This is a genomic window from Tritonibacter scottomollicae, assembly GCF_003003215.1.
Taxonomy (GTDB): Bacteria; Pseudomonadota; Alphaproteobacteria; order Rhodobacterales; family Rhodobacteraceae; genus Epibacterium; species Epibacterium scottomollicae.
In genome coordinates, this window is the sequence record NZ_PVUF01000003.1 from 68462 (window position 1) to 93805 (window position 25344).

Genomic DNA, 25344 nt, shown 5'->3' on the forward strand with positions numbered 1-25344 from the left:
GAAAATCGGGCCGCTGCCACCTCAGGCGGCGGGACCGGCCGTCATGTCCGGGGGCAGATCGCCGGGAGGTGTCATGTTCATATGCTTCAGCGCATGCACCCAGAACCGCAACAGCAGCAGAACGCCCGCGGTGCTCAGGCCGAGGATCAGACCGATCCAGACACCGACGCCTCCCATCTCGAACCGGAAACCGAGGATATAGGAGGTCGGCACCCCGACCGCCCAGTAGCTCAGAACCGCCATCACCATTGGCACGCCGGTATCCAGCAAGCCGCGCAACAGCCCCAGCGCGATCGCCTGCATCCCGTCCATCAGCTGGAACAGACCGGCCATTGCCAGAAGCGTGACACCGATTGCCAGGATCTCGGGCTTTTGCGGATCGTCCGGGTCGAGGAACAGCAGGATCAGCGGCTCCGGAGCAAGAAAGAACACCAGCACCGTTGCCACCGCGATCAGCAGCGACGCCATCGTCACCACCAGCGCACCGCGCACCATATGCACCTTGTCGCTGCGCCCCAGCGCGTTGCCGACCCGAATGGTGGCTGCATTGGACAGCCCCAGATGCGCCATGAACGTCAGGCCCGCAACCGAAACCGCGATCCCATGCGCCGCCAGCGGCACCGTGCCCAGCCAGCCCATCATCAGCGCAGAGGCCGAGAACAGGCTCACCTCGCACAGGGTGGTCAGTCCGATGGGCAGGCCGTGACGCACGATCTCGCGCATCATTTCCCAGTCGGGACGCTGCAAGTTGCGCAGCAGGTCATGCTCCGGCAGGCGCCACAGCGCGTAGCACACCACCGCCAGCAGGGACACGCTTTGCGTCGCCAAGGAGGCCAGCGCCGCGCCTTGCAGGCCCATCTCGGGCAGGCCGAGGTGACCAAAGATCAGCACATAGTTCACGACCGCATTGACCACCGCAGCCATCACCGTGATCCACAGCACCACCTGCGTGCGCTCCAGCCCGGCGAGGTAGGACTTCAACACCATCACCAGAAGCGCCGGGAAGATCCCCCACCCTGCAATCCGCAGGTAGGTTCCGGCATCCGCCGCCACCTGGGGTTCCTGTCCGGCCGCCAGCAGGATCGCCTCGGAATACCACATCAGGGGCATCGACAGCGCGCCATAGACCACCGACAGCCACAGCCCCATGCGGGTGGAGCGGCGAATGCGGCGATGGTCATCCCGAGCGGCCGCCGAGGCCACCATCGGCATCACCGCAAAGGCAAACCCGGCACCCAGGATGAACCACACGAAAAAGAATGACTGCGCCAGCGTCACAGCGGCCAGTTCGGCAACACCATACCACCCCAGCATCACCGTATCGGTCAGACCGATGGCAAACTGCGCGATGTGACCACCGATCAGCGGCAGGCCAAGGATCGACAATGCGCGGACATGTCCGCCATAGCTCATCTGTACCGGGGGTGTATTTGCCATCTGATCGGCCTCCTTGTGGCACAAGCCCTTAGGCCGGGTTTGATGTATCGACAAGTCAGGTTTTCGTACCGATACAATTGCACAAGGAATAGGCAGTTGGAAAACGGCGAGAGCCCGCCTATAGCGGCCTCTCCGGCCAATGCGCTGTGTAACGCTACGTCACATACTGCGCATCAGAAGCTGCAGGCACAGCACCAGAACCAGCCCACCGGCACAGACCTCCAGCGCGGCGGCCAGACGCGCGCCGCCCGTCCCCTCCTGCCCCAGCACCCGCGCCAGGACGCCAGTGCGCACACCCGCCGCAACAAGCGCAACACAAAGGGTCACACAGGCCGTGCCCACCCCCATCGCGAATGTCCCCGCCACCCCTGCCGACAGCACATCCAGCCGCCAGGTCAGCAACAGCAGGAACACTGCGCCCGTGCAGGGACGTGCCGCGATGCTGAGGATGATCGCCACGGCTTCCCGCCAGGAGGAGAGATTTGCGGCCTCCTCCAACGTCGGTCCGTGGCGATGACCACAGCTTGCACAGACTGCGCCCGGTCCATGATGGTGATGATCCGCATCACCATGGCCATCATCCGTGTGAGGGTCATGGGATGGATGGTCGTTAGATTGACGATGGGTCTGGTGATGCGCGTGACCTGCCTCAGCCGTGGCGCCATGCCCCGGCGCCACATGGCCATGGTCGGCGTGATGATGCCGCCCGCCTGTTGACCGCAGCCGAAGCGCCCTGCGCAGACCGCGCAGCAGCAGGTACAGTCCAAGCAGCGCCATCAACCCGTAGGAGACCGGCGCCAGCAGATCCTCCGCCGTGGCGGTCAGCCGCTCTCGCCCCCAGTCAAACAGCCAGACCCCGGCCAGCACCAGGATCACCGCGCTTGCCGCCTGGGCCAGAGAGGACGCGACCGCCAGGCCAGACAGGCGCCACAGGGTGACAGCCCGCCCCAGCCCGTAGCCGCCGATCACCAGCTTGCCATGCCCCGGACCGGCTGCGTGAAAGAACCCATAGGCGAAACAGACGCCCATCAGGCTCCACCAGGCACCGGGCTGGCCGCCCTTCAGCGCCCGCAGCCCCTGCGCCATGGCATTCTGGGCCTCCCGCTGCGCCTCGGCCGCCGCACGCAGCAACGGCTCCGCGCCGCCAAAACCCCAGAGCCAGACCGCGCCCAGCAGCACAACCAGCAGCAGCGTGCTGCCAAGGATCGTCAGCAAATGCCGCGCCATCTCAGCCCTCACACGCCAGCGAGACGGTGGCGGCAAAGGCCGCACCGACCTCCGGATAGGCATCCTCGGCCTGCTCCGTCGGCATCGCATAGAGAAGTTCTTCGACCAGCGTATAGGCCCGGTCCAGATCCGGCGGCGTGACCGAGGCGGTACAGGGTCCGGTCACCTCCACCCCGCGGCTCAGGTCGTAGGCCGTGTAATAGGTCGGATCATAGGGTTTCACCGTCACCCCACCAGCCGCGACAGGCGTCTCGCCGATCAATTCGCGCCGGTGGCGGGTGGTGATGATGCCACGCTCCACCTCGGTGCTCAGGTGGACGGGGTCGCCCAGCGCCAGAGCGCGCGCCCCGGCGGTCAGGTAAAGGTCGCCCTCGAACCCCTCGCTCCAGTTCATGTCAAAGCCTTTCAGCCGCTCCAGCTCCTGCGGCGTCAGCGCGCCGTCAAAATCACTGTCGAGCAGCAGGTCCTCAAAGATCAGCAGCGAATAGAAATCATCATAGGCCCAGGTGACCTCCACCGCGGTCAGCTCTCCGGCGGCGTTCACCTCCAGCTTCAGCCCGGTGTCCACAAAGATATGCGGATGCGCCAGAAGCGGCGCAGGTGCGAGCAGGGCAATACAGAGGGCAAATCTCTTGATCATGTTATAACATCTACTGAAGGCACCCATAGGGCTCAAGCGGGTTTGAAGATCACGCGCGCATCCTGCGCCAGTTTCCGCCCGGCACCCGGCCCGCGGCTCACCGATGGCCCCAGTCCTGCGGATCGGCGCTGTTGCCCGGGCTGAGCCCCAGCACATCGCCCTGCGTCGAGCAGCCCAACCCCAGCACCGTGCGATTGGCATAGGCGAAATAGGCCACCACCTGATTGATCTCGAGGATTTCGCCATCTGACAGCCCATTGTCCCGCAGGGGCCAGATATCAGCCTGGACCATCTCTGCCGGGCGCTCTGTCAGCTTTTGCGCATAGACCAGCGCGGCCTTGTCCGCATCCCGCAGCGGCAGGCTGTCGATGTCACGCGCCGCAATGGCAGTACGGATCGCCTCGGCACGCGCATCATCCTGCAGCAACCGCTGCAAGCCCGCAAAATGATGCTCCACGCAATAGTCACAGCCGTTGAGAGCCGACACCCAGACCCCCAGCACTTCGAGAAACCACTTGGGCAGCGCATTGCCGCTGTGGTGCAGCACATTCTTGTAGAGCGCCATATGCCCTTCCATGGAATGCGGACGCAGGGAATGCGCCATCATGATGTTGTCGACATTGCCATCCGGCCCCACCACCCGGTCATAGAGCTTGCGCAGTTTTCCGGTCGCCTTTTCAAATGCAACGGTTTCAATCCAGGCCATTCGTCACCTCCAGCATATAATGCAGGCACGCTACCCCGCCACCTGCGCAAAGCAAAGCCTCCCGGTCGCGCGGCAGGTCAGACCCGCAACCGCATCTCCTGCACCGCATCCAGCGCGGCGGTGATATCCTCGTCCCGCGTCCGGTGATTGGTGATCGCGGCGCGCAAACAGGTGGTTCCCGCCACATCCGTGGTGGAAAAGACCGCGCTCCCGGTCAGCTGCAGCGCCATGGCGATCTGCGTGTTGATCTGCGACTGGCGCTCCGGTGTCTCTTCGGCCGCGGCGGTGAAGACGCAGATGTTCGACACCACCGGATGCATCAGCGCAAAGCCGTCCCGCGCCTCTACCTGCGCGCCCATCTGCGCCGCCTGCCTGCAATTGTCGGTGATTGCCGCTGCAAAGGCCGCCGCGCCAAACATCTCCAGCGCGCACCAGACCTTGATCGCGCGATTGCCCCGGCTGAGGTCGATACCGTAGTCGCAGAACCATGGCTCACCCCCGGCAAGCCCCGCCTCGGCCCCCGCCAGATAGGACGGGCGCGCCGCAAAGGCCGCCCGATGCGCGGCGGCGTCCCGCATCAGCACCAACCCGCAGTCATAGCCCACATACATCCATTTGTGAAAATCCAACGCCAAACTGTCGGCCCGTTCGATACCATCACTCAATCCCCGCCACGGCGGCTCCGCCAGCCGAGTCCAAGCACCAAAGGCCCCATCGACATGCAGCCAAAGCCCCTCGGCAACCGCCAGATCCGCCAGCGCATTGAGGTCGTCAAACAGCCCGAGATCCACCGATCCCGCCGTGCCCACGTTCAGGAACGGCATCGCGCCCGCCGCCCGATCCTCGGCCAGCATGGCCCGCAGCGCCTGCGGATCCATTGGCCCGTCGCGCAGTGGCACCCGGCGCAGGTTCTGCGATCCAATACCCAGCAGCTCCAGCGCCTTCAGCGTGGCATTGTGCACGCCTGCCCCCGCATAGGCCGTCAGTCGCCGATCCCCCTGCCCCGACTGCCGCAGATCCGGCACCGCCCGCACCCGCGCCGCCTGAAACGCCAGCACCGTGGCCTGCGACGTGCCGGAGGTAAAAACGCCGCTTGCACCTTCGGCAAAGCCCATGGCCTGCCGCGTCCAGTCGATCACCGCGCGTTCCATCTGGTTGGCGCCATGGTCGCGACCGCCGCAATTGGCATTCACCGCCGCCGCCGCCATGCCCGCGATCAGATCAGAGGCCAGCCCAGTGCCCTGCACCCAGCCCCAGAACCGCGGATGGATATTGCCGCCATGATGCGGCAGCACCTCCTCGACCAGCCGCGCCACCAGGTCGCCCTGATCCGCCTGCCCGATGGCATAGCGCGCCTCCAGATCCTCCGGCACCGGCTGCCAGGGCCGGTCGCGCGCCACCTGCATCTGGCTGATCGCCGCATCCAGCATCCGCCGCGCCTCCACGCGAAACGCGCCCCAGTCGTCGGGGTCCAATATACCGTTCTTGCCCATGGACCTATGTCCCCCGTTTGCTAAGCTGCGACTGTTTGAACAGCACATTGAGCAGCCCCCCGCGCAGGGTCAACTCAGGCTGCACCCAAAATCGGCAAAGGGAGGTTTGATCGTGGCCATTGGACGCGTCGAGCGTATCACCGCTCTGGTTGCGGCGCTCTTGGGCATTGCAACCGGCATCGGCTACTTTTGGGATCGGCTCAGTCCGGCGCCGACATTGGCCTATTTCGACGGCACCGCCAGCACCGATGCCAGCCAGCTCAGCGACGGCGACAACACCGCGCTGCGTGATTTTCTGGCCCAGCAGGGAAACAACCCGGTCTTTCTGGACCTCTCTGTCTACGTCAACGAGCTGTCACCACGCCGCACACCGGCCTGCGACACGGATCCGCCCGCTGGTATGAGCGCGGCCGCGGACGCGAGTTCCTACGTGTTCTGGTCTCTCGAGCCGAACCACACCTGCATCACAGGGACCGGCGCACAGCAGCCCTCCGCGGTCTTGTTCGCCTTAGACTTGGCCCTGGACCAGACCATACCGGGTGCCGACGTCCAAATCCCCCCATCTTCCAGCGGCGGCGTGGGGCGCTGGGTTCAGCGGATCTCCGGCTTCTTTCTGGTTGCGCACGGCAGTTACGGTGGGCAGGACGTCTTTACCCTCACCCCCACAGCTGTTGCGCAGGATCTACGGCAGGCCACCCGTACGGCCGCCGCCAAACGCTGACCGGGCGGGGCGTCGACACGCGGGACGCGCCCTTATCCACAGGCGCGTCACGCCCCTTCCCCCGCCCGATCACATACGCCATAATAGCCACCAACCAAACCCAACGATAAGAGCAGTGATCCGCATATGGCCGACGATCTCCTGAGCCCGTCCTCGTCCGACACCTATGACGCCTCCTCCATCGAAGTCCTCGAAGGCCTGGAACCCGTGCGTCAACGCCCCGGCATGTATATCGGCGGCACCGACGAACGGGCGCTGCACCATATGGTGGCGGAAATCCTCGACAACTCCATGGACGAGGCCGTCGCCGGTCACGCCAACCGCATCGAGGTGGAGCTGAACGCCGACTACTCGCTCACCGTGCGCGACAATGGCCGCGGCATCCCGATCGATCCGCACCCGAAGTTCCCGGACAAATCGGCGTTGGAGGTGATCCTCTGTACCCTGCACGCGGGCGGCAAATTCTCCGGCAAGGCCTATCAGACCTCCGGCGGTCTGCACGGGGTCGGCTCCTCGGTGGTCAACGCCCTGTCGGATCTGCTGGTGGTGCAGGTCGCCAAGAACAAGGAACTTTTTGAACAGCGGTTCTCGCGCGGTGTGCCGCAGGGGCCGGTGGAAAAGATCGGCGCCGCCCCCAACCGGCGCGGCACCACCGTGACCTTCCACGCCGACGAGCAGATCTTCGGCTCTCACCGTTTCAAACCCAAGCGCCTGTTCACCCTGGTGCGCTCCAAGGCCTATCTGTTCTCCGGTGTCGAGATCCGCTGGAAATCCGCCATCGACGACGGTGAGACCCCGACCGAGGCCACCTTCCACTTCCCCGGCGGCCTCAAGGATTATCTGACCGAGGTGCTGGGCAAATCCTCCGTCTACGCCGATGCGCCCTTCGCCGGGAAGGTGGAGTTCCGCGAGAAGTTCAACGCGCCCGGCTACGTGGAATGGGCGATCAACTGGACCCCCTCGCGGGATGGCTTCACCCAGTCCTACTGTAACACCGTCCCCACCCCCGAAGGCGGCACCCATGTCGCCGGCTTCTGGGCCGCAATGCTCAAGGGCATCAAGGCTTATGGCGAGCTGGTCGGCAACAAGAAGGCCGCCAGCATCACCCGCGAGGATCTGATGGCGGGCGGCTGCGCGCTGGTCTCCTGCTTCATCGCCGACCCGGCCTTTGTCGGCCAGACCAAGGATCGCCTCTCCACCGAGATCGCCGCCAAGATGGTGGAAAACTCGGTGCGCGATCACTTTGACAACTGGCTCGCCGCCGACACCAAATCCGCCGGTGCCATCCTCGATTTCCTGGTGCTGCGCGCCGAGGAACGCCTGCGCCGCAAGCAGGAGAAGGAGACCCAGCGCAAATCGGCCACCAAGAAGCTGCGCCTGCCCGGCAAGCTCACCGATTGCACCTCCAAGGACCGCTCCGGCACCGAGCTGTTCATCGTCGAGGGTGACTCTGCGGGGGGCTCCGGCAAGGGCGCACGCTACCGCGAATATCAGGCGCTCCTGCCCCTGAAGGGCAAGATCCTCAATGTGCTGGGCGCCGCCTCCGGCAAGCTGACCTCAAACGCCGAGATCCGCGATCTCTGCGAAGCGCTTGGCGTTGGCTTGGGCACCAAGTTCAGCCTCGATGACCTTCGCTATGACAAGATCATCATCATGACCGATGCGGATGTCGACGGCGCCCATATCGCGTCCCTCCTGATGACCTTCTTCTTCACCCAGATGCGCCCGCTGATCGACGGCGGCCACCTCTATCTGGCCTGCCCGCCCCTGTTCCGCCTGACCCAAGGGGCCAAGCGCGTCTATTGCCTCGACGAGGCCGAGCGCGACATGTGGCTGGAGAAAGGCCTCGGCGGCAAGGGCAAGATCGACGTGAGCCGCTTCAAGGGTCTCGGCGAGATGGACGCCAAGGACCTGAAAGAGACCACCATGGACCCCAAGACCCGGAAATTGATCCGGGTCACCATCGACGAGGACGAACCCGGCGAGACCGGAGATCTGGTCGAGCGACTGATGGGCAAGAAACCCGAGCTGCGCTACCAGTATATTCAGGAAAACGCCAAGTTCGTGGAGGAGCTGGATGTTTGAGCGTTCCTGATCGCCATCACATTTTAGCGGAAACCTACCAAAAACAATTTATTGCAGAAGGCAAGTGCGTCTGGGTTCATGACAAAGAGGAGGGGAAGCAATTCCCCACTCAACCCAAAAACTCCACTGTACGTACAGGCTTCAACACCGCACTTTTGCCGGATGGCAGCTTTGACAAGGCGTCGATGGAAACGTTCTTTTCAACGCTGGAAACTGAATACGCCCAAATCATCACCCAATTTCGATCAGGTTTCCAGACTAGCAAGCGAATAGGCTATGCTATCGCCTTCATGCAATTTCAAGCGGCACGTTCTCCATTAGTTCGAAGATTCATGACCGATTTGCTACTACAGCTCACTCCTGACGACGAGCGCCTTCTGAAGGTATTGCAGGTAGAGAATGTAGGAATCGAACTTCTTCGGCGAGCACGAGCAGGTGATGTAGATGCGAAGACAAAAATTGGACTACATTCTACCAAACACATTGTGGATGGAGTGAGCAACGCGCTAAAGGGACTTTGGTACAGACCTATACGCCTCTGTTCTCCCATGCCATTGGTAACCTCCGACAACCCAGTGATATATTTTTCGGTCAAGAGACAAAACGGAAAAGTACAGACCGGGTTGCCATTTGAAGGGTCAAGAGTTCTGTGTTTCTTTCCAATGGCGAAAGACATCCTTCTATTCGGCGACACTGAACGCCCGCCTCTTGACAAGTTAATGAACGATAGGCCTAGTCAGATTTCTAATTCTATCGCATTGGTAAAACGGCTGAACGCTGTAAGCGCCATAAATGCGGAGCGAAGTATTGTCGCTCCTTCCGAGACGAGTTTAAAAAGAACCATGTCGTCTATTGCCAAGAAAACTGCTAGTGTTTCCACTTTGCTTGAGATGTACAATCAGTTGGCGAAAGCCGCTTTATATGTAACTTCCGAACACTGGAAGTAATCCCGCAACACAACGCCCGCGCCTGACCTTGGGGAGGCGTGAAGCGCCTTCCCGGGGGGAAGGTCAGGCGCGGGCCGTGCCGCTGCGCGCCACGTCCCAGGAAAAATCCCGCCAACGCCGCTCCTTGATTTGCACCGTCGGTTGCGCAGGGCTCCGCCCGTCCAGCCCTCACATTCATCTTCTCTCAAATATCCCCGCCGGAGGCTCCCCGGACGCCCCAAGCGCCGCGGCCACCGGCGTTGCACCCCCGGCGCACGGCCAGCACGCGCGCCCTTTACCCCCGGATGCCATACTCAACGGCGTCGCGACATCGGGCGCGGGCTGACATCCCGCCGCCCACCAGGAGAACAGGGCCCCAGAGACCACCCCTTCATCGGGTGCAGGGGATCCGGCCAGACGCGGGGAAACCTGCGCCATCTCTCCGCTTCCCCGGGGACTTCAAACCCTCGTGGCGGCGCCGCCATTTATCACGCTCTTTGCCACAACGCCTTGTAAGGCAGTGACAAAACAGATTGATCCCAGCAGGCCGCCGTGCCTCACCTTCCCGCCAGACAGAGGGCGGAGAGGGGCATCTGCACGTCTGGCCTTCCTCACCTCCCCGCCCAGCCGCTGCTGGTCCGACGGGTCAAATCCATCGTGGAGCTACGCCCCCGCACGCGCTAAGATCACCCCAAGAGACCCCATATTCGACCTGCCCGGCTGAGGACGCCACCCATGCGCCATTTCGACGAGATCTTTGCCATCCCGGTCGCCCGCCATTGCGACCCCGCCGTGCTCAAGGGCAGACTGGCACAGCCCATGTCGCAGATCACCGCCCGGCCCAAGGACCGCTGGCGGCCGGTTGTGTCCCTCTGTGCCGTCAACGCGGGTTGCGATCGGCAAGTCACCGATCCGCCCGCCGCCATAAAAGAGCCGATGCAGATACTGCAGGACGCCTGCGCCAGCTGGGCGGCGCAATCGGACCAGTCGCTTCATCGGGGCAGCCGGGTGCGGGCGTTCAGTGTCTAGGGCGCTCCTCCTCATTCTGATCCTGCTGGCCGCCTGCGGCCGCAGCCCCACCGAGCGGGAACGCTTGTTCCTCGGCACCATCCATGGCGACAGTCTGGATTACGCCCGCCTGCGTCTGGTCGAGGGCGCGCCACTGCGCGCGGTCACCTTCCGCCGCCCACAACGCCCCCGCACCACCTGCCGTGAACGCATCCTGCCACCGCGCCCCGCCGGCGAGCTGGTCACCGCCTCTCCCGCTGCGGTGGCGCTGTTCAACCGTATCTTCTTCACCCGCGAATGGTTTGCCCCGGACTACACGCCTGACTATCCGCAAACGCTGCATCTGGTGGAGGCGATGCTCCTGGCGCATGAGGCCACCCATGTCTGGCAATGGCAGAACCGCGCCCTCACCGGCTACACGCCGCTGAAGGCGCTTGGCGAACATAGCGCCTCGCCCGATCCCTATCTGTTTGACCTTGATGGCCCGGCGGAGTTCCTCGCTTATGGCTACGAACAGCAGGGCACCATCGTGGAGGAATACGTCTGCTGCCGCGCCCTCGCCCCCAATGCCCCGCGCACCCAACGCCTGCATGAGATGCTCGCCGAGGTGATGCCCGTCTCCGACCTGCCGCACAGCCGCGAAAGCGACGTGCTGTTGCCCTGGAAGGGTGCCAAACTCGACAAGATCTGCGATTGATCCCCCGCCCAGAGGAGCGTTGCGTAGAAATACGCGGGCGCACGGATAGCGCTTGCCCCCTGTTTGCCAGCGCCGCATTCTGCCCCGACACGCAATCGCAGGTGGAGCGATCATGGGGAGGACAAGCGAAATGACCCAGTATGCGCTGATCATGCTGGCGGCCGGTGTCGGCATTCCGGTGCTGGCTGCGCTCAACGCGCGATTGGGGCAGTTCCTCGGCGCGCCGGGCGCGGCCTGCGTGGTGCTTTTTGCGGTGGCCTTTGTCGCGGCGATCGCATTCTATCTGCTGGTGGGGCCAAAAACCCTGACACAGGTTGTGGTCGCCCCGAAACACCTGCTGCTGGGTGGGATTCTGGTGGCCTTCTACGTGCTCTCCATCACCCATGTGGCGCCCCATTTCGGGGTTGGCAACGCGGTGTTCTTCGTGCTGTTGGGGCAGCTGTTGTCCGCCGCCGCCATCGACCATTTTGGCCTCTTTGGCGCACAGATCAGCCCGCTGACCTGGATGCGGGCGCTGGGTATTTCGGTGATGGCGGCCGGCGTCTGGATCACCCAGATCGCCGCCTGACCCCCGCTTTGCCTGCTGAAATCAGCGTGCATCACCCCGCGCGCAGCACGCCTTCTTCCAGCCGCAGCATCCGGTCCATACGCGCAGCCAGCTCCAGATTATGGGTGGCGATCAGTGCCGACAGGCCGGTCTCAGATACCAGCCGCATCAGCACATCAAACACCTGATCCGAGGTCGCCGGATCAAGGTTCCCGGTCGGCTCATCCGCCAGCAGGATACGCGGGCTGTTGGCCAGCGCCCGGCAGACTGCCACCCGCTGTTGCTCGCCCCCGGAAAGCGCTGCGGGTCGATGCGCGGCGCGGTCCGACAGTCCCACAAGCGCCAGCAGCTCGGCGCCGCGCGCCTCTGCCGCGCGTTGGGAGACGCCATTGGCCAGCTGTGGCAGCACGAGGTTTTCCAGCGCCGTGAACTCCGGCAGCAGATGGTGGAACTGGTAGACAAACCCCACGTCCTGCCGCCGCACCCGCGTACGCTTGCGATCACTGGCGCCCGCCATATCCTGCCCGCCGATCTCGACGGTGCCCGCATCCGCCACATCCAGCAGGCCTGCGATCTGCAACAGCGTTGACTTGCCAGCCCCCGAAGGCGCCACCAGCGCCACCACTTCGCCCGCACGCAGGGTCAGATCCGCGCCGCGCAGCACCTGCACCTCGCCCGGGGTGCCGGGCAGATAAGTCTTGGTCAGCCCGTCGATCTGCAACGTGATCTCACTCATAGCGCAGTGCCTCCACCGGGTTCATCCGCGCCGCGCGACGGGCCGGAAATATGGTCACGACAAAGGACAGGCCCAGCGACAGGCCCACCGCCGACAGCACATCGCCCATCTGCAACTCCGCAGGCAGCGCATAGATGCCGCGGATCGAGGGATCCCAGACTCCGCCGCCCATGGCATAGTTCACGAAGGAGAAAATCGGATCGATATAGATCGCGAACAGGCAGCCAAGGATCACCCCCAGCAGCGTGCCGATCACCCCGGTGATCGAGCCACAGATGAAGAACACCCGCATGACCGACCCTTCGCTGAGGCCGATGGTGCGCAGGATGCCGATGTCGCGGCCCTTGTTCTTCACCAGCATGATGAGGCCGGAAACGATGTTCATCGTCGCGATCAGCACCAGGATCGACAGGATCACGAACATCACGTTGTCCTCGACCTCCAGCGCCCGCAGAAAGCCCCCTGAACTGTCGCGCCAGCTCCAGACGCCATAGCTCTGCCCCGCCGCCTGCAGCAGTGGCAGGATATACTGATCGACGGCCTCCGGGTCGGCGACCATCACCTCGATCTCATCCGCCGCCCCTTCGCGGTTGAAATAGCTCTGCGCCTCGGCAAAGGGCAGATAGGCGCGGGTGTTGTCGATGTCATAGCGCCCGGCGGTGAAGACATAGACCACCTCATAGGCGTTGACGCGTGGCGAGGTGCCAAAGGCGGTTTTGACCCCGTTGGGAGAGATCAACTTGACCTTGTCGCCAATGCTCAGCCCCAAGCTGCGCGCCACACCGGAACCGATCGCAATCCCCTCGTCAAAGCGACCAAGATCGCCATAGGATTCTTCGCTCTGCGCAACACCCGGGATCTCGGCGAGATCTGCGGCGTGGATGCCATAGACCTGCACCCCGGCATTGCGATCCCCGCGGCTGGCCATCACCTGGCCCTTGATCAGGGGCGCCGCCTGCAACACTCCGGGCACCTCGCCCACTGCATCCGCCAGCGCGGCAAAATCGGTTATGCGCCGGTCCAGCGTGCCGGCTGCCGTGACCTCACCATGCGCATAGACGGTGGCATGGGCATTGGCGCCAAGAATGGTGCCGACGAATTCCGACCGGAACCCCGACCGCACCGCAAGCGTGGCAATCAGCGCAAAGACCGCCAGCGTGATACCGATCAGTGAGATCCAGGTCATCACCGAGACACCGCCCTCGCTGCGGCGGGCGCGCAGATAGCGCCAGGCAATCATCCATTCGAAACGGGAAAAAGGCGCAGGTGCGGCCATTTAGGCTGTCTTCCTTATGTGGTGCAGATCCGGCTCCGACCGTCGGGAGCGCGCGTCGCGCAGACCCTAGGGGCGCACGCAGGCACGGTCAAGCAAGCCGGTCGTGGCGGCGCGCGCGACGGGCAAAGACACGCCGGAGCCCACGCAACACCGCCCAAAGCAGGCCGCCTCCCAGAAGCGCCCCAACACCCGCCAGCAGCATCGCGTCAAGAGACACCGGAACCGCGGGTTCAAAGGCGCTGAGCGTGGCGCTGGCGATCTCTGTTTCGGCAAAACGCCCCAGATGCAGCGCCCGCTCCACCGGGGCCATCGCCGCCAGCTCATGCAGATCGGAGGACAGACGCGCATATCGGTCGATGGTGGCGGCCATGGTCTCCGCCCGCTGCGCTCCCATCTCGCCCCCCTGCGCCAGTTGCACCAGCGCCGCCTGCCGTTCGAGGCCAAGGGCCGCTGCATCCGCGTCAAACTCTGCCACCGTGCGGCGCAACGCATCCACATGGCCGCCGAGCCGCTGCAGATAGGCCTGCGCATAGGCCGGGAACTGCGACAGACCAACGCCCGCGCCCAGACCGCCCAGCAGAGACACCATCCGCGTGATCATGTTCGTTGTCCTTCTCTCCGCCCGTCGCCGCACAGGTGCCCCCATGCGCCCGCCGGGTGCAACCCTCAGCATGAGCGCGCTATCAAACCCGCGCAACCCTCCCCTGTGAAGGGGAAAGGGGGCGCTCCCGCCCCCTTTTGGTGTTTTGCAGTCGCAAAACGCCGAAAAGGCGTTGGGGGTGGCGCCGGGCCTTTGGCCCGGCGCCACCCCCAACCCGCAGGCCCCAACCGGATCAGGGCATGTTTCATGCCCGCAAGACGGACGGGAGCCCTGACAGCATGCACCGATACGGAGCAATCTGCAAAAAACAGCGCAAAAAACTGCAGGCGCACCAGACAATCGGTATGAAATGCAACCCTTTGGTAAACTATCAGCAGCCATTCTCCCATAGGTGGATTTAGACCTTTGCCGCATGGATCGCGCCATGAGGAGATTGATATCATGACGGCTATTTTGCCGGGCCAAGACCCCCGGATCGCACAGATTTTTCAGGATATGGCCAGCAACAAACGCACCCTCAAGGATGCCGATGAGGTCGAACAGGCAGGCAAACGCGGCCAGGCGGCCATGCACACCGAATATCAGATGCGAGCAGAGGACGGCATCACCGTCAAAGAAGGCATGGGCGTCGGCGATATCAATCTCACCGCCCAACGCTACCGCCAGCAGGCCGCGGACATGCGCGTCGCCATCGCCAAACTGCGTGATGAGGATCCCGACCACGCAGACTACGCCACCACCATCGCCATGCAGATCCTCGGGCAAGTCAGCACCGGCGACACGATGGCGGACACGATCCTGATGTCGATCGTGGGCGGTGACGCGACAGATGACACCTTCCTGAGCGCGAAATTCGCCATGCCGGATGCGGTGGGCACCGCAGGCGCGGATGAGGTCTCGGTGGAAACCGAGGGTATGATCTTTGGCGTAAAGACCGGCGACGGTGCCGATGTGGTCTCCCTCAGCGGCGCGCAGGTCTTTGACGTCAGCACCGATGCCACGCCCACCATTGCAGTCACGGTTGCCGACACGGAAGGCTCCAAAACCTGGATGAGCACGCAAACCTTTGCCAACAATGACAGGCTGACCATTCAGGCCGAGACTGCGGGGTCCATCAGCACCGGTGGCGGCGATGACAGCCTCCGCATTGATGCGGATAACCTCTACAGTGTCTCCGCCGGGGACGGGAACGACAGGCTGCGGATCTCAGCCGATTATGCGAAGGGCATCAATGCAGGCGCAGGCAATGATATCATCAGCTTACACGCGACAATTGCCGAACGCATCAGCGGCGGCGACGGGGCCGATGCGATTGATGTCACGGCCGCGCGGGGCTCTGTGGATGGTGGTGAGGGCGACGACCTGATCCGCATCTCCGCAACCGAGGCCGTCACAGTGAGCGGTGGACGTGGCAATGACATGATCGAAGTGCGCAATGGCGGCGGCACCGTCACCCTGTCGCGCAACGATGGGGACGGCGATGATATTGCCATGCTGGCACCTGGGGCAAACCTGACCATCGCCTCTGCCGCGCCCACCAGCCTCACCCGCGAAGGCGACAAACTGCTCCTGCGCTATGCCGATGGCGGCAGCCTCACCCTGAGCGGGATTGATCAGGCGGGAGAGATTTCCCTCGCCAATGCCCGCGGCGGTGATCCTGTACCGCTGCAAATCCCGGCGGCAGACGCCACTGGTGTCGATCTGAGGGTCTGACGTTCGGATCTGACAGAGGCCACGGTTGCCGCGCCTTCAGATACCCCCCGGAAGACAGGAGTATTGGTAGGTACCCAGTGGGCGCACTCGCGCATCGGGCTGCGCGCCCTTCACCGGCGTTGCGCGTATCACTCAAACAAAGACATCTGATCTGGATGCGGCTGCGTAGGTGTCGCAGGGTTGTCCGCACGGACTGCATCAACCAACGCGCGGAGGTCTCTGGCCAAGTCCGGGCACAGCCCTTGCAGACGCGCGGCCTCCTGCGATGCAAAACTGAATTCGCGCGCGCTCATGTGAAACGGCACGTCCTCATCTGCCTCCAAGGTTTCGAGCATCTCTTTGATCGACCAGCCATCGGATAGAAACCCGAGTGCCCGCTCAAAACTCTCGTGCTCGGGATGCGCCCAAGCGATAATTCCGCGCAAGTAGTGGGCAGCCTGCGCGCGATCAGCGCCCTCGCTCAACGTGTTCAACGCGCGGCAAACCTGCACGGCCCATGGTTCGACCCAAACCACCAGAGCTTCAAACAGCGCATCCGCGGGCGGGATCATCGCGGGTGGAATCGAGACATGCCAATGACCCAAATCCCCCCCCGAGAGCGGCAATCCTTCGTAGGCGCAGTAGCTTGCAGGCGCACGTTTGGCCAAGGCGATAAGATGGGCGAAAAAATCAAAGAGCGGTGCCACCGCATCCTCATAGCGACCTGCGATCTGCCAGAGCCACGGCAGTGCCGCCCAAGTGGCCGGGTAGAGCGATTCCTGATGATGGAGGCGATCCCACAGCAACGTATTGCACAACTCCGGGTCCCATTGCTCCAGGAGGCTGGAAAGAGGTCCCCGCACATCCTCCACGCCGTAAGCGCCGGGCAAATGGTCCCAAAGCGGATCATCAAGTAAAAGTTGCATCGTGGCACTATCCGAACTGAAATCTGGCCGGACTGTTACACAACATGCGGCATAGAAAAACCCCGCCCGACGGGTCTGTCTGACGGGGCTTCAAATCTTTTGCGCCGGTGGCTTCAGAAGCCGCGCGGCGTGGGGTGGTTGGAGTAGATCGCGGCGATCTTTTTCACTGCCTCTTCCGGGCTCAGCTCTTCGCTTTCGCCGCTGCGGCGCGAGGTCAGTTCGACCACGCCGTTCTTCAGCCCGCGCGGGCCGACGGTGATGCGCCAGGGCAGACCGATCAGATCCATGGTGGCAAACTTGCCGCCCGCACGTTCCTTGCGATCATCATAGAGCGGCTCCAGACCAATGGCGGTCAGCGCGGCATAAAGCTGCTCGCAGGCCGCGTCGGCCTCATCGTCGCCCTGCTTGAGGTTCACGATCCCGCAGTGGAAGGGGGTGACACCCTCGGGCCAGATGATGCCCTTGTCGTCGTGGCTGGCCTCGATGATGGCGCCGAGAAGACGCGAGACGCCAATCCCGTGAGAGCCCATGTGCACCGGCACGCTGTCGCCCTCGGCGGTCTGCACCGTGGCGCCCAGCGCCTCGGAGTATTTGGTGCCGAAGTAGAAGATCTGGCCAACCTCGATGCCACGGGCAACGCGGCGACGATCCTCCGGGACCTCGTTGAACAGGGTCTCTTCGTGGGTCTCGTCGGTGCGGGCATAACGCGAGGTGAACTCCTCCAGCACCGCCTGGCACTCCGCCACGTCATCATAGTTGATCTCGCGGTCGCCGAATTTCAGATCGGTGATCTCGCTGTCATAGAAGACCTCGGATTCGCCGGTCTCGGCCAGCACGAGGAATTCGTGGGTGTAGTCGCCACCGATCGGGCCACCATCGGCGCGCATCGGGATCGCCTGCAGGCCCATGCGCTCGTAGGTGCGCAGGTAGGTGACCAGATGGCGGTTGTAGGCGTGCAGCGCGTCCTCTTTGCTGAGGTCGAAGTTATAGCCGTCCTTCATGTAGAATTCACGCCCCCGCATCACGCCAAAGCGCGGCCGGATCTCATCGCGGAACTTCCACTGGATCTGATACATCGTCAGCGGCAGGTCCTTGTAGCTGGACACATTGGCGCGGAAGACATCGGTGATCAGCTCCTCGGCGGTGGGGGTGAACAGCATGTCGCGGTCGTGACGGTCCCGAATGCGCAGCATCTCCTCGCCGTAGGCGTCATAGCGCCCGGACTCGCGCCACAGATCGGCGGACTGGATGGTGGGCATCAGCATCGGGATATGGCCCGCGCGCATCTGCTCTTCGTGCACGATGCCTTCGATCTTCTTCAGCACGCGATAGCCCAGCGGCAGCCAGGTGTAGATCCCCGCCGCGGACTGTTTGATCATGCCGGCGCGCAGCATGTAACGGTGGCTGACGACCTGGGCCTCGGAGGGGGTTTCCTTGAGGACAGGCAGGAAATAGCGGGACAGGCGCATAATGGCTCCATGCGGTGAGAGGTGTTTTGCCCGGTGTAGTGGCTGGAACCCGCGTGGACAAGAGTTGAGATGCCTGCAGGATCTGGCGCCCGCGCTCATCCACAAACCGGATCACACACCGCCTTCCCAATGACCCAATGCACGCAAAGGTAATTTTATTACTCGCCTTCAGGCAAAGCCGATATGCGGCGTATCACACCTGCCACAATTGCCCAGTGAAAATTGGCCGATCACAATTGGCCAGCGATACTGGCCCGAAGACAATTGAATACCTCTGCCCGTGTGAATCGGTCAAACCGTGCAAAGCCTCCGACCATTCGACATCAGCACAGCCCGGTGTCGTGACCTGAACAACGCAGCGAATGATCTGCCGTCTGCGCTTGGCCTCGCTGCAAGATTGGACATCGCAGCATGCAGGTCGATCCGGCTGCAGGGGAGCGGCCCTGACATGCCACGCAAGGCAGTCGGACTACTAAACCCTTAGCAGGGTGTATTCGCGACCTTCGAAACGCCAAAGCGATTCCCCCTCGTCCCCGCTGCGCGCCCCTTCGATCCGGCACGAAACAGCGCGCACTCCGCAGCCCAGCCGGTTGCAGCCCCGGATCGGTTCACAGCCACCGCACAGGAGATTTTGCGTCGACGTCCAACCGCAAACTGTGTAAGCAACGGGCCCGTCAGTGTTTTTGATCGCACCTGTTTCGACCTCTTTGCGAGATGTGGCGCGTGCCCGACAGAAATAGTTTTAATTCGACGCAGTTTTTTGACACATTGTCGCCGAATGCGCGTATTCAACGAATGGAATTTCGGCACTATAGGTTTTCTGCCGCCGAATTTCAGGCCAGTCCTTGTTTAGTTTAAAAGATGTGTTGTTGATGAACCAAGCTGCCAATTTCACCCCCGACTCCTATGATGTGCAACTGCGCGAACTTGGATTGGTGGAAGATGAATACGACGCTGGTTTCGACAATCTCACCGCTTTGGCCGCCCGGGTTCTGAAGGCCCCCACCGCATTGTTTTCGGTGGTGCAGCCCAGCCTTGACCGGCAATTTTTCAAGAGCTGCATCGGCCTTCCCAAGCTGGCGGTCGAACTGCGCCAGACCTCACTGTCCTACTCCTTCTGCCAGTATGTGCAGGCCACCAACCAACCGCTGGTGATCGAGGACAGCCGCAGCGACGCTGAGCTGAGAGACAATGCGGCGGTGGTGGATCTGGGCCTGGTCGCCTATCTTGGCGCTCCAATCCATCTGCCGGATGGTGCCCCCATCGGGGCGCTCTGCGTCATCGACACGGTGCCGCGACGCTGGAGCGAAGAGGATCTGGAGACCATTCGGCAGCTCGCGCGCAGTGTTGACGACATGATCGCCCTCCGGCGCGCGCGCGACACGGCTCAGGAAGCGCAGGCTGACGCCCTGCGGGAAGCCGACGCCCGCAAGACCTTTCTGGCGCATATGAGCCACGAGATCCGCACACCGCTGAACGGGATCATCGGCTCCGTCGACCTGCTGATGCGCAACGGGCTGGGACCGACGCAGATGCAGAAGGATCAGACAGAGCTGCTGCGCACCGTCAGCCGCTCCGCACAGAGCTTGCAACGCCTGCTGAGCGACGCCCTCGACATCGCCAAGATCGACGCGGGAAAGCTGGAACTCGCCTCCGCGCCCTTTGACCTGCGTGAAGTGGTGGATGACGCGATCCAGCTGTTTTCGGCGCAGGCCCGCGACAAGGGCATCGACCTCAGCCACAGTTTTGCCGGCATCGAAGTGCAGGAACTGCGCTACGGTGATGCATTTCGACTAAGCCAGATCCTCGGCAATCTACTGAGCAACGCGATCAAGTTCACCGATCATGGAGGGGTCAACCTCTGCCTGCGTGGAACGCCGGAGGCATTGTTCATCACCCTGCGTGACAGCGGCTGCGGCATTGCGCCGGAACAGCTGGATCAGTTGTTCCAACCCTTCATCCAGGCGGATGCCAGCGTTGCGCGCGAACGGGGCGGCACGGGCCTCGGCATGACGATCGTACAGCAGATGGTGGCGCTGATGGACGGGCGCATCCGAGCTGAAAGCACCCCCGGCGAGGGCACAACATTCCGCATGCGACTGCCGCTGCCTGTGACCCAGGCCCAGCCGCACACCGCGCATGCCACACCAGCGCTGTATGACTGCGATGACATGCGCACACCTCCCGCAGAGCCCCTTCAGGGCAAGCGTGTTCTGATCGCGGATGACAGCCCCAGCAACCGGATGGTCCTGCAAAGGATGCTGGAGAACCTCGGCGCCAGCGTCGACAAGGCCTTTGACGGCGGGGACGCCTTTGCGCGCGCAGTGACCAACCGCTATGACGTGATCCTGCTGGATATTCACATGCCCGGTCACAACGGCATTGAAGTGGTGCGCAAATTGCGCGCCCACCCTCGCCATCTTGCACATGCGGCGCTCTGTGTGGCGGTGACCGGAAACACCCGACGCGAACAGGTCACGGCCTATTTCGATGCGGGGTTTGACGCCTGGCTTGGCAAACCACTGCGCCAGTCTGATCTGATCCGGGTCCTGGCCCCACTCATGAAGGACATCCCCGTCCCCGGGCGCTCTCTGACCAACCGCTACGTTGCGGAATGACACAGGCCGCCGCGCAGCAGCGTCCTGTGCACTCGGATCGGCGTAACTCTCTCTTGCAACTGCATGTGCCATGGGCGATCACATAGGCATCGGAAAACAGCCAGAACGAGGATGGCGGATCATGGCACTGCCCGCGCGCAAGCAATTGAAATACTGGGGCGTTGCCGCAGTCCTCTTCGCCGTGGTCATGTGGGCGCTCGGCAATGTGCTGCTGCCCTTCATCCTTGGTGGTGCAATCGCATATATGATCGACCCCCTCGCCGACCGGCTGGAGCGCGCCGGGCTGAGCCGGGAAGGCGCAACCGCGGTGATCACTGTGGCTGCGGTTCTGATTTTCCTGATCATGCTGCTGCTTATCGTGCCCATGCTGGCGAACCAGATGATTGATCTGGTGCAAACCCTGCCTCAGGCCATGTCCAATCTGCGCGACTTTGCCCAGGACCGCTTCCCGGATCTGTTCGAGGAAAACAGCCGCGTGCGCGAGGCGCTCGCAGGGCTGTGGACAATCCTGCAAGACAAGAGCATGGGTCTGCTGCAGACCTTTGTCGGCTCGGCCCTGTCCCTGTTGAACGTTGTGGTGCTGATCGTGATCGTGCCGGTGGTATCGGTCTACCTGCTGGTGGACTGGGACCGGATGGTCGCGCGCATCGACGCCTTGCTGCCCCGCGATCACGCACCGGTGGTGCGCCGCCTGGCGCGCGACATCGACAACGTCCTGTCCTCCTTCGTTCGCGGCATGGGCATGGTCTGCGTGATTCTCGGCACCTATTACGCGGTGGCACTGATGCTGGTGGGGCTGAACTTTGGCCTTGCGGTGGGGTTCGTCGCAGGTCTGGTGACCTTCATCCCCTACCTCGGGGCGATCATCGGTGGCGTGCTGGCGATCGGTCTGGCGCTGTTCCAGTTCTGGGGCGCGCTTGAAGGCGCCGATGGCGAGATGATCCGCCAGGGCACCGACTGGATCCGCATCGCGCTGGTCGCGGGCATCTTCATGATCGGCCAGATGGTCGAGGGCAATTTCCTGACCCCGAAACTAGTCGGCAATTCCGTCGGGCTGCACCCGGTGTGGCTCCTGCTGGCGCTGTCGGTCTTTGGTGCGCTGTTTGGCTTTGTCGGCATGCTGATCGCGGTGCCGGTGGCGGCGGTCATCGGGGTGGTTGCACGTTTTGCCGTGGAGCAGTATCTCGACAGTCGACTCTATCAGGGCCAAAGCCATCGGGATGCTGCGACCCTATCCGTGGACGAGCCGCGCTCCGACATTTGATCCAGACACCAGGCACAGAACAAGCAGACTGACGATGTCCGAACAGCTGAGCTTTGATCTCCCGGCGAAACCGGCGCTGGGGCGGGATGATTTCTTCGTGGCGCCTTCGAACGCGATGGCCGTGGCGCTGATCGACCCCGCCTTTGCCTGGCCCTCGGGCAAACTGGTGCTGAGCGGGCCGAAGGGATCGGGCAAGACCCACCTTGCCCATGTCTGGGCCAAGGAAAGCGGCGCCCGCGTGGTGCCCGCGCAGACCCTGACCGAAGCCGATGTGCCCATGCTGGCAAGCGGCCCCGTCGCCATCGAGGACGTGCCGGAGATCGCCGAGGACGCACTGGCTCAGAAGGCGCTGTTTCACCTGCACAACATGGTGCTGACCCATGGCCACCGTCTGATGCTGACCGGACGCCCGGCGCCGAACCTCTGGGGCCTTGGCCTTGCCGATCTGCAAAGCCGGGTGCAGGCCGCCACCCATGCCGCGATGGATGCACCGGATGACGCACTGCTGGCGGTGGTTCTGGCCAAACTGTTCAACGACCGTCAAATCACCCCGAAACCTGACGTGATCCCCTATCTGGTGGGGCGTATGGACCGCAGCTTTGCCGCCGCACAGGCGGTGGTGGATCAGCTCGACCGGCTGGCGCTGGCGGAACAGCGCACCCTGAGCCGCGCCCTGGCCATCCGCATGATGGCCAACGACCGAGAGCGCGAAGACGGATGAGACGCCCCGTGACAGGATATCGCCTGCGCCCCGGATCCCGCCGCTGCCGAATTGACCTGATCGCCCTGATAGACCATCCTTCCCACAGCCAAAACGCCCCGGAGTCTGCATGACAATCCAGTCTGACGCCCCGACACACGCCGCCTCGGACATCACATCCGCCGGGCTGGACAGTCCCGAGGCCCCGCAGCCCGATGCACCGGGCGAGGACTGGGGCCCCTATGGCCGACCGCTGTTTGACGACCCGGACGCGCGCGCACTAAAGCGAGTCGGCGTGGTCGATGTGGGCTCGAACTCGGTGCGTCTGGTGGTGTTTGACGGCGCCGCCCGCAGCCCGGCCTATTTCTACAATGAAAAGATCATGTGCGGCCTCGGCGCGGGCCTGTCGGAAACCGGCAAGCTGAACCCGAAGGGCCGCGCCCGCGCGCTGGCGGCGCTGCAGCGCTTTCAGATGCTGGCGGATGGGTTGCTGCCCTACCCGCTGACCGTGGTGGCCACCGCAGCGGTGCGCGACGCCAGCGACGGGCCGGAATTCTGCGCCGAGGTGGAGGCCGCCACCGGCCTGCGCATCCGGGTCATCACCGGCGCCGAAGAGGCGCGGCTGTCGGCACAGGGTGTGCTCTTGGGCTGGCCCGGCGCCTATGGTCTGATCTGCGACATCGGCGGCTCCTCGATGGAGCTGGCGGAGATCCACGACGGCGAGGTCGGCAAATGCGTGACCTCCAACCTCGGCCCGCTGAAACTGAAGGACATCACGGGCGGACGGCGCGGGCGCAAGAAACACATCGACGAGGTGATGACCGGGCTGCGTGACCAGATGGGTGATCAGCGCGACCGGCTGTTCCTGGTCGGCGGCAGCTGGCGGGCCATCGCCCGCGTCGACATGTTGCGGCGCAACTACCCGCTGACGGTTCAGCATGAATACCGCATGACCGCCAAGGACGTGCGCGAAACCGCGAAATTCATCGAAAAGAACGACCTCGACAAGATCCGCAGCGATTGCGGCATTTCCTCGGCGCGGATGGCCTTGGTTCCTTATGCGGTGGATGTGCTAGCCCGGCTGGTGAAGACATTCCGCCCCAAGGACATCGCGATTTCGAGCTATGGTATCCGCGAGGGGCTGCTCTATGAACAGATGCCCGAGCGTCTGCGCCAGCGCGACCCGTTGATCGAGGCGGCGCGCTTTGCCGAGGCGAAGGACGCGCGGGTTCCGGGCTTTGGCAAGACGCTCTATACCTTTGTGAAACCCCTGTTTTCCGGCGCGCCTTATGCCAAGTTACGATTGGTGAAGGCGGCCTGCGTGCTGCATGATGTCAGCTGGCGCGCGCATCCCGATTACCGCGCCGAAGTCTGTTTCGACAATGCCACCCGCGCCAATCTGGGCGGGCTGAAACACTCCGAACGGATCTTTCTCGGCATGGCGCTGCTGCATCGCTATCGCAACAAGCGTCAGGGCACCCATTTCGAGCATCTCTATGATCTGCTGGCCCCAGAAAAGCAGAAAGAGGCAGAGATCCTCGGCAAGGCCATGCGCTTTGGCGCCATGCTGATGGTGGGCGAGGATCAGGACATCGGCAGCCTGCGCTGGCAGCCGCGCAAACGCTTCCTGCATGTGGAATTGCCCGCCGCCAGCGCGCCGCTCTTTGGCGAGGTGGCGCAATCGCGGCTTATGTCACTGGTCAATGCACTGGAGGCTGAGGTGCGCGTCACTGTGGAAGGCAAGCGCGGCGCGCTGCTGCAAAAGGACTCGCGGGAGTAATAAAACTCCCCGGACCAGGTCCCTTGCCATTGGGCATCTTCGGATGTGGCGGCAGTTCAGCGCCCCCCGACATACCAATTGTGCGCGCCATCACGAGGCGGTGCTGCCGCCCGTGTGCCGGTTGTGCCATCCCGGTTCAGTCGGATCGCAGGAGAAAACGGCGATCTTGTTGTCCTGCGAGGCGCTAAGGTCGCCGACAGAAGAGTGCGCCGCCTAAGAGGCGTTCCACTGGCCGTCCTGTAAAAGCCCCACTTACAATTCGATACTGCCGTCTTCATCCGCCTTTGGTGCCTCCCCCTCCGGCAGCGGCTCCTTGCGACGGATGATGATGTCGCCGTTGGGCAGGATCTCCGGCATCTCGTAGACGCTCCAGTCCTCCACCTGATCGGCAATCTCCGCCAGCGCCGGACCCATCTCGGTCAGGAAACTGCGCATGGAGGGGCCGATTTCGGCAAAGAGACGTGCTGCCTCCTCCAGGGTTGGCTCCATCTCACGGCGCAGACCCTCGAAGAACAGCTCCGCCCCGCGCTCCATCAGCGACGGCGCGCCATCGCTATCTGGGGTGGTTTGGTCCTGTGCAAGCACCGGCAGTGCGGGCAACATCAGCGCCAACCCCAAAACGCGGGGCAGTCGGCGCAGCGAAGAGAACGAGAGAGCATGTGTCATACCCGAAGTATAGCGCGCCTGTGTAACAGGTATAGAGGTCGCGTGGCGCGGTCCCCTCCGTCACAGACATATGGCAATCTCTTGCCGCACCTCGGTTCACGTCGACCAGCGCGCATCCATACAAAATAC

Annotated in this window: 22 protein-coding genes; 11 read left to right on the plus strand and 11 right to left on the minus strand. The window is 63.2% G+C overall.

From position 1 onward, the window contains the following. Positions 1-21: 21 nt before the first annotated feature. The 5 genes from CLV89_RS06325 to CLV89_RS06345 all read right to left on the minus strand — a co-directional run bounded on the left by CLV89_RS06325 (position 22) and on the right by CLV89_RS06345 (position 5503). On the minus strand, positions 22-1437 hold the full coding sequence (locus CLV89_RS06325) for an MATE family efflux transporter (RefSeq protein ID WP_106162807.1): 1416 nt from the start codon (positions 1435-1437) through the stop codon (positions 22-24). Between the two features lie 159 nt (positions 1438-1596). Continuing rightward, entirely contained in the window at positions 1597-2664 is a 1068-nt protein-coding gene (locus tag CLV89_RS06330) for a nickel/cobalt transporter (protein WP_106162808.1), read from the minus strand. Between the two features lies 1 nt (position 2665). After that, on the minus strand, positions 2666-3304 hold the full coding sequence (locus CLV89_RS06335; RefSeq protein WP_106162809.1) for a DUF1007 family protein: 639 nt from the start codon (positions 3302-3304) through the stop codon (positions 2666-2668). Positions 3305-3401: 97 nt separating this feature from the next. Then, complete coding sequence (locus tag CLV89_RS06340) at positions 3402-4010, minus strand: peroxidase-related enzyme (RefSeq protein WP_106162810.1); 609 nt, start codon at positions 4008-4010, stop codon at positions 3402-3404. 77 nt (positions 4011-4087) lie between these two features. After that, the gene (locus CLV89_RS06345) at positions 4088-5503 is read right to left on the minus strand and encodes a pyridoxal phosphate-dependent decarboxylase family protein (RefSeq protein WP_106162811.1); all 1416 of its coding nucleotides are present in this window, start codon (positions 5501-5503) and stop codon (positions 4088-4090) included. Between the two features lie 112 nt (positions 5504-5615). Here CLV89_RS06345 and CLV89_RS06350 point away from each other — a divergent pair, with 112 nt between their 5' ends. From CLV89_RS06350 to CLV89_RS06375, 6 genes are all read left to right on the plus strand, one after another. Continuing rightward, positions 5616-6224, plus strand: coding sequence for a hypothetical protein (locus CLV89_RS06350; RefSeq protein ID WP_133166705.1), 609 nt, complete (start codon positions 5616-5618; stop codon positions 6222-6224). Between the two features lie 126 nt (positions 6225-6350). After that, the gene (gene parE / locus CLV89_RS06355; RefSeq protein ID WP_106162813.1) at positions 6351-8309 is read left to right on the plus strand and encodes a DNA topoisomerase IV subunit B; all 1959 of its coding nucleotides are present in this window, start codon (positions 6351-6353) and stop codon (positions 8307-8309) included. After that, entirely contained in the window at positions 8306-9256 is a 951-nt protein-coding gene (locus tag CLV89_RS06360) for a DUF4238 domain-containing protein (protein WP_106162814.1), read from the plus strand. Before parE ends, CLV89_RS06360 begins: the two co-directional genes overlap by 4 nt. Before the next feature lie 714 nt (positions 9257-9970). Then, positions 9971-10264: a hypothetical protein gene (locus CLV89_RS06365; RefSeq protein ID WP_106162815.1), complete on the plus strand. Its 294-nt coding sequence runs from the start codon at positions 9971-9973 to the stop codon at positions 10262-10264. Continuing rightward, positions 10257-10940: a hypothetical protein gene (locus CLV89_RS06370; protein WP_106162816.1), complete on the plus strand. Its 684-nt coding sequence runs from the start codon at positions 10257-10259 to the stop codon at positions 10938-10940. The genes CLV89_RS06365 and CLV89_RS06370 overlap by 8 nt, the downstream gene beginning before the upstream one ends. 130 nt (positions 10941-11070) lie before the next feature. Then, positions 11071-11508 (plus strand): DMT family transporter, encoded by a 438-nt coding sequence (locus CLV89_RS06375; RefSeq protein WP_106162817.1) that lies wholly within the window; start codon positions 11071-11073, stop codon positions 11506-11508. Between the two features lie 31 nt (positions 11509-11539). Here the strand turns inward: CLV89_RS06375 and CLV89_RS06380 are convergent, their stop codons facing one another. From CLV89_RS06380 to CLV89_RS06390, 3 genes are all read right to left on the minus strand, one after another. Further along, a complete protein-coding gene (locus tag CLV89_RS06380) occupies positions 11540-12223 on the minus strand; it encodes an ABC transporter ATP-binding protein (RefSeq protein ID WP_106162818.1) in 684 nt (227 codons plus the stop codon). After that, the gene (locus CLV89_RS06385) at positions 12216-13499 is read right to left on the minus strand and encodes a lipoprotein-releasing ABC transporter permease subunit (protein ID WP_106162819.1); all 1284 of its coding nucleotides are present in this window, start codon (positions 13497-13499) and stop codon (positions 12216-12218) included. Before CLV89_RS06385 ends, CLV89_RS06380 begins: the two co-directional genes overlap by 8 nt. Before the next feature lie 88 nt (positions 13500-13587). Beyond that, positions 13588-14100 carry a DUF2937 family protein gene (locus CLV89_RS06390; RefSeq protein WP_106162820.1) on the minus strand — a complete coding sequence of 171 codons (513 nt, stop codon included), beginning with the start codon at positions 14098-14100 and terminating at the stop codon, positions 13588-13590. A gap of 441 nt (positions 14101-14541) precedes the next feature. On the opposite strand from CLV89_RS06390, the gene CLV89_RS06395 reads away from it, so the two are divergent. Next, positions 14542-15813, plus strand: a complete 1272-nt coding sequence (locus CLV89_RS06395; RefSeq protein ID WP_106162821.1) for a calcium-binding protein — start codon at positions 14542-14544, stop codon at positions 15811-15813. A 128-nt stretch (positions 15814-15941) separates the two neighbouring features. Here CLV89_RS06395 and CLV89_RS06400 read toward each other — a convergent pair whose 3' ends face one another. Both CLV89_RS06400 and proS read right to left on the minus strand, forming a co-directional pair. Then, entirely contained in the window at positions 15942-16718 is a 777-nt protein-coding gene (locus tag CLV89_RS06400; RefSeq protein ID WP_106162822.1) for a hypothetical protein, read from the minus strand. Positions 16719-16831: 113 nt separating this feature from the next. Next, positions 16832-18187: a proline--tRNA ligase gene (proS, locus tag CLV89_RS06405; RefSeq protein WP_106162823.1), complete on the minus strand. Its 1356-nt coding sequence runs from the start codon at positions 18185-18187 to the stop codon at positions 16832-16834. Between the two features lie 872 nt (positions 18188-19059). Here proS and CLV89_RS06410 point away from each other — a divergent pair. The 4 genes from CLV89_RS06410 to CLV89_RS06425 all read left to right on the plus strand — a co-directional run bounded on the left by CLV89_RS06410 (position 19060) and on the right by CLV89_RS06425 (position 24549). Continuing rightward, on the plus strand, positions 19060-20805 hold the full coding sequence (locus CLV89_RS06410) for a GAF domain-containing hybrid sensor histidine kinase/response regulator (protein ID WP_106162824.1): 1746 nt from the start codon (positions 19060-19062) through the stop codon (positions 20803-20805). Between the two features lie 121 nt (positions 20806-20926). Next, on the plus strand, positions 20927-22069 hold the full coding sequence (locus CLV89_RS06415; protein ID WP_106162825.1) for an AI-2E family transporter: 1143 nt from the start codon (positions 20927-20929) through the stop codon (positions 22067-22069). Positions 22070-22103: 34 nt separating this feature from the next. Beyond that, a complete protein-coding gene (locus CLV89_RS06420) occupies positions 22104-22790 on the plus strand; it encodes a P-loop NTPase family protein (RefSeq protein ID WP_106162826.1) in 687 nt (228 codons plus the stop codon). 109 nt (positions 22791-22899) lie between these two features. Further along, the gene (locus CLV89_RS06425) at positions 22900-24549 is read left to right on the plus strand and encodes a Ppx/GppA family phosphatase (protein WP_106162827.1); all 1650 of its coding nucleotides are present in this window, start codon (positions 22900-22902) and stop codon (positions 24547-24549) included. Between the two features lie 252 nt (positions 24550-24801). On the opposite strand, the gene CLV89_RS06430 is transcribed toward CLV89_RS06425, so the two are convergent. Beyond that, the gene (locus CLV89_RS06430; RefSeq protein WP_106162828.1) at positions 24802-25215 is read right to left on the minus strand and encodes a hypothetical protein; all 414 of its coding nucleotides are present in this window, start codon (positions 25213-25215) and stop codon (positions 24802-24804) included. Between the last annotated feature and the right edge of the window lie 129 nt (positions 25216-25344).

What these genes read in the sequence shown, in the direction of transcription:
- CLV89_RS06325 (WP_106162807.1), bottom strand. Translation starts at nt 1,437, where the DNA reads ATGGCAAATACACCCCCGGTACAGATGAGCTATGGCGGACATGTCCGC.
- CLV89_RS06330 (WP_106162808.1), bottom strand. Translation starts at nt 2,664, where the DNA reads ATGGCGCGGCATTTGCTGACGATCCTTGGCAGCACGCTGCTGCTGGTT.
- CLV89_RS06410 (WP_106162824.1), top strand. Translation starts at nt 19,060, where the DNA reads ATGAACCAAGCTGCCAATTTCACCCCCGACTCCTATGATGTGCAACTG.
- CLV89_RS06390 (WP_106162820.1), bottom strand. Translation starts at nt 14,100, where the DNA reads ATGATCACGCGGATGGTGTCTCTGCTGGGCGGTCTGGGCGCGGGCGTT.
- CLV89_RS06400 (WP_106162822.1), bottom strand. Translation starts at nt 16,718, where the DNA reads ATGCAACTTTTACTTGATGATCCGCTTTGGGACCATTTGCCCGGCGCT.
- proS (WP_106162823.1), bottom strand. Translation starts at nt 18,187, where the DNA reads ATGCGCCTGTCCCGCTATTTCCTGCCTGTCCTCAAGGAAACCCCCTCC.
- CLV89_RS06420 (WP_106162826.1), top strand. Translation starts at nt 22,104, where the DNA reads ATGTCCGAACAGCTGAGCTTTGATCTCCCGGCGAAACCGGCGCTGGGG.
- CLV89_RS06430 (WP_106162828.1), bottom strand. Translation starts at nt 25,215, where the DNA reads ATGACACATGCTCTCTCGTTCTCTTCGCTGCGCCGACTGCCCCGCGTT.
- parE (WP_106162813.1), top strand. Translation starts at nt 6,351, where the DNA reads ATGGCCGACGATCTCCTGAGCCCGTCCTCGTCCGACACCTATGACGCC.
- CLV89_RS06335 (WP_106162809.1), bottom strand. Translation starts at nt 3,304, where the DNA reads ATGATCAAGAGATTTGCCCTCTGTATTGCCCTGCTCGCACCTGCGCCG.
- CLV89_RS06340 (WP_106162810.1), bottom strand. Translation starts at nt 4,010, where the DNA reads ATGGCCTGGATTGAAACCGTTGCATTTGAAAAGGCGACCGGAAAACTG.
- CLV89_RS06425 (WP_106162827.1), top strand. Translation starts at nt 22,900, where the DNA reads ATGACAATCCAGTCTGACGCCCCGACACACGCCGCCTCGGACATCACA.
- CLV89_RS06385 (WP_106162819.1), bottom strand. Translation starts at nt 13,499, where the DNA reads ATGGCCGCACCTGCGCCTTTTTCCCGTTTCGAATGGATGATTGCCTGG.
- CLV89_RS06415 (WP_106162825.1), top strand. Translation starts at nt 20,927, where the DNA reads ATGGCACTGCCCGCGCGCAAGCAATTGAAATACTGGGGCGTTGCCGCA.
- CLV89_RS06345 (WP_106162811.1), bottom strand. Translation starts at nt 5,503, where the DNA reads ATGGGCAAGAACGGTATATTGGACCCCGACGACTGGGGCGCGTTTCGC.
- CLV89_RS06395 (WP_106162821.1), top strand. Translation starts at nt 14,542, where the DNA reads ATGACGGCTATTTTGCCGGGCCAAGACCCCCGGATCGCACAGATTTTT.
- CLV89_RS06380 (WP_106162818.1), bottom strand. Translation starts at nt 12,223, where the DNA reads ATGAGTGAGATCACGTTGCAGATCGACGGGCTGACCAAGACTTATCTG.
- CLV89_RS06375 (WP_106162817.1), top strand. Translation starts at nt 11,071, where the DNA reads ATGACCCAGTATGCGCTGATCATGCTGGCGGCCGGTGTCGGCATTCCG.
- CLV89_RS06365 (WP_106162815.1), top strand. Translation starts at nt 9,971, where the DNA reads ATGCGCCATTTCGACGAGATCTTTGCCATCCCGGTCGCCCGCCATTGC.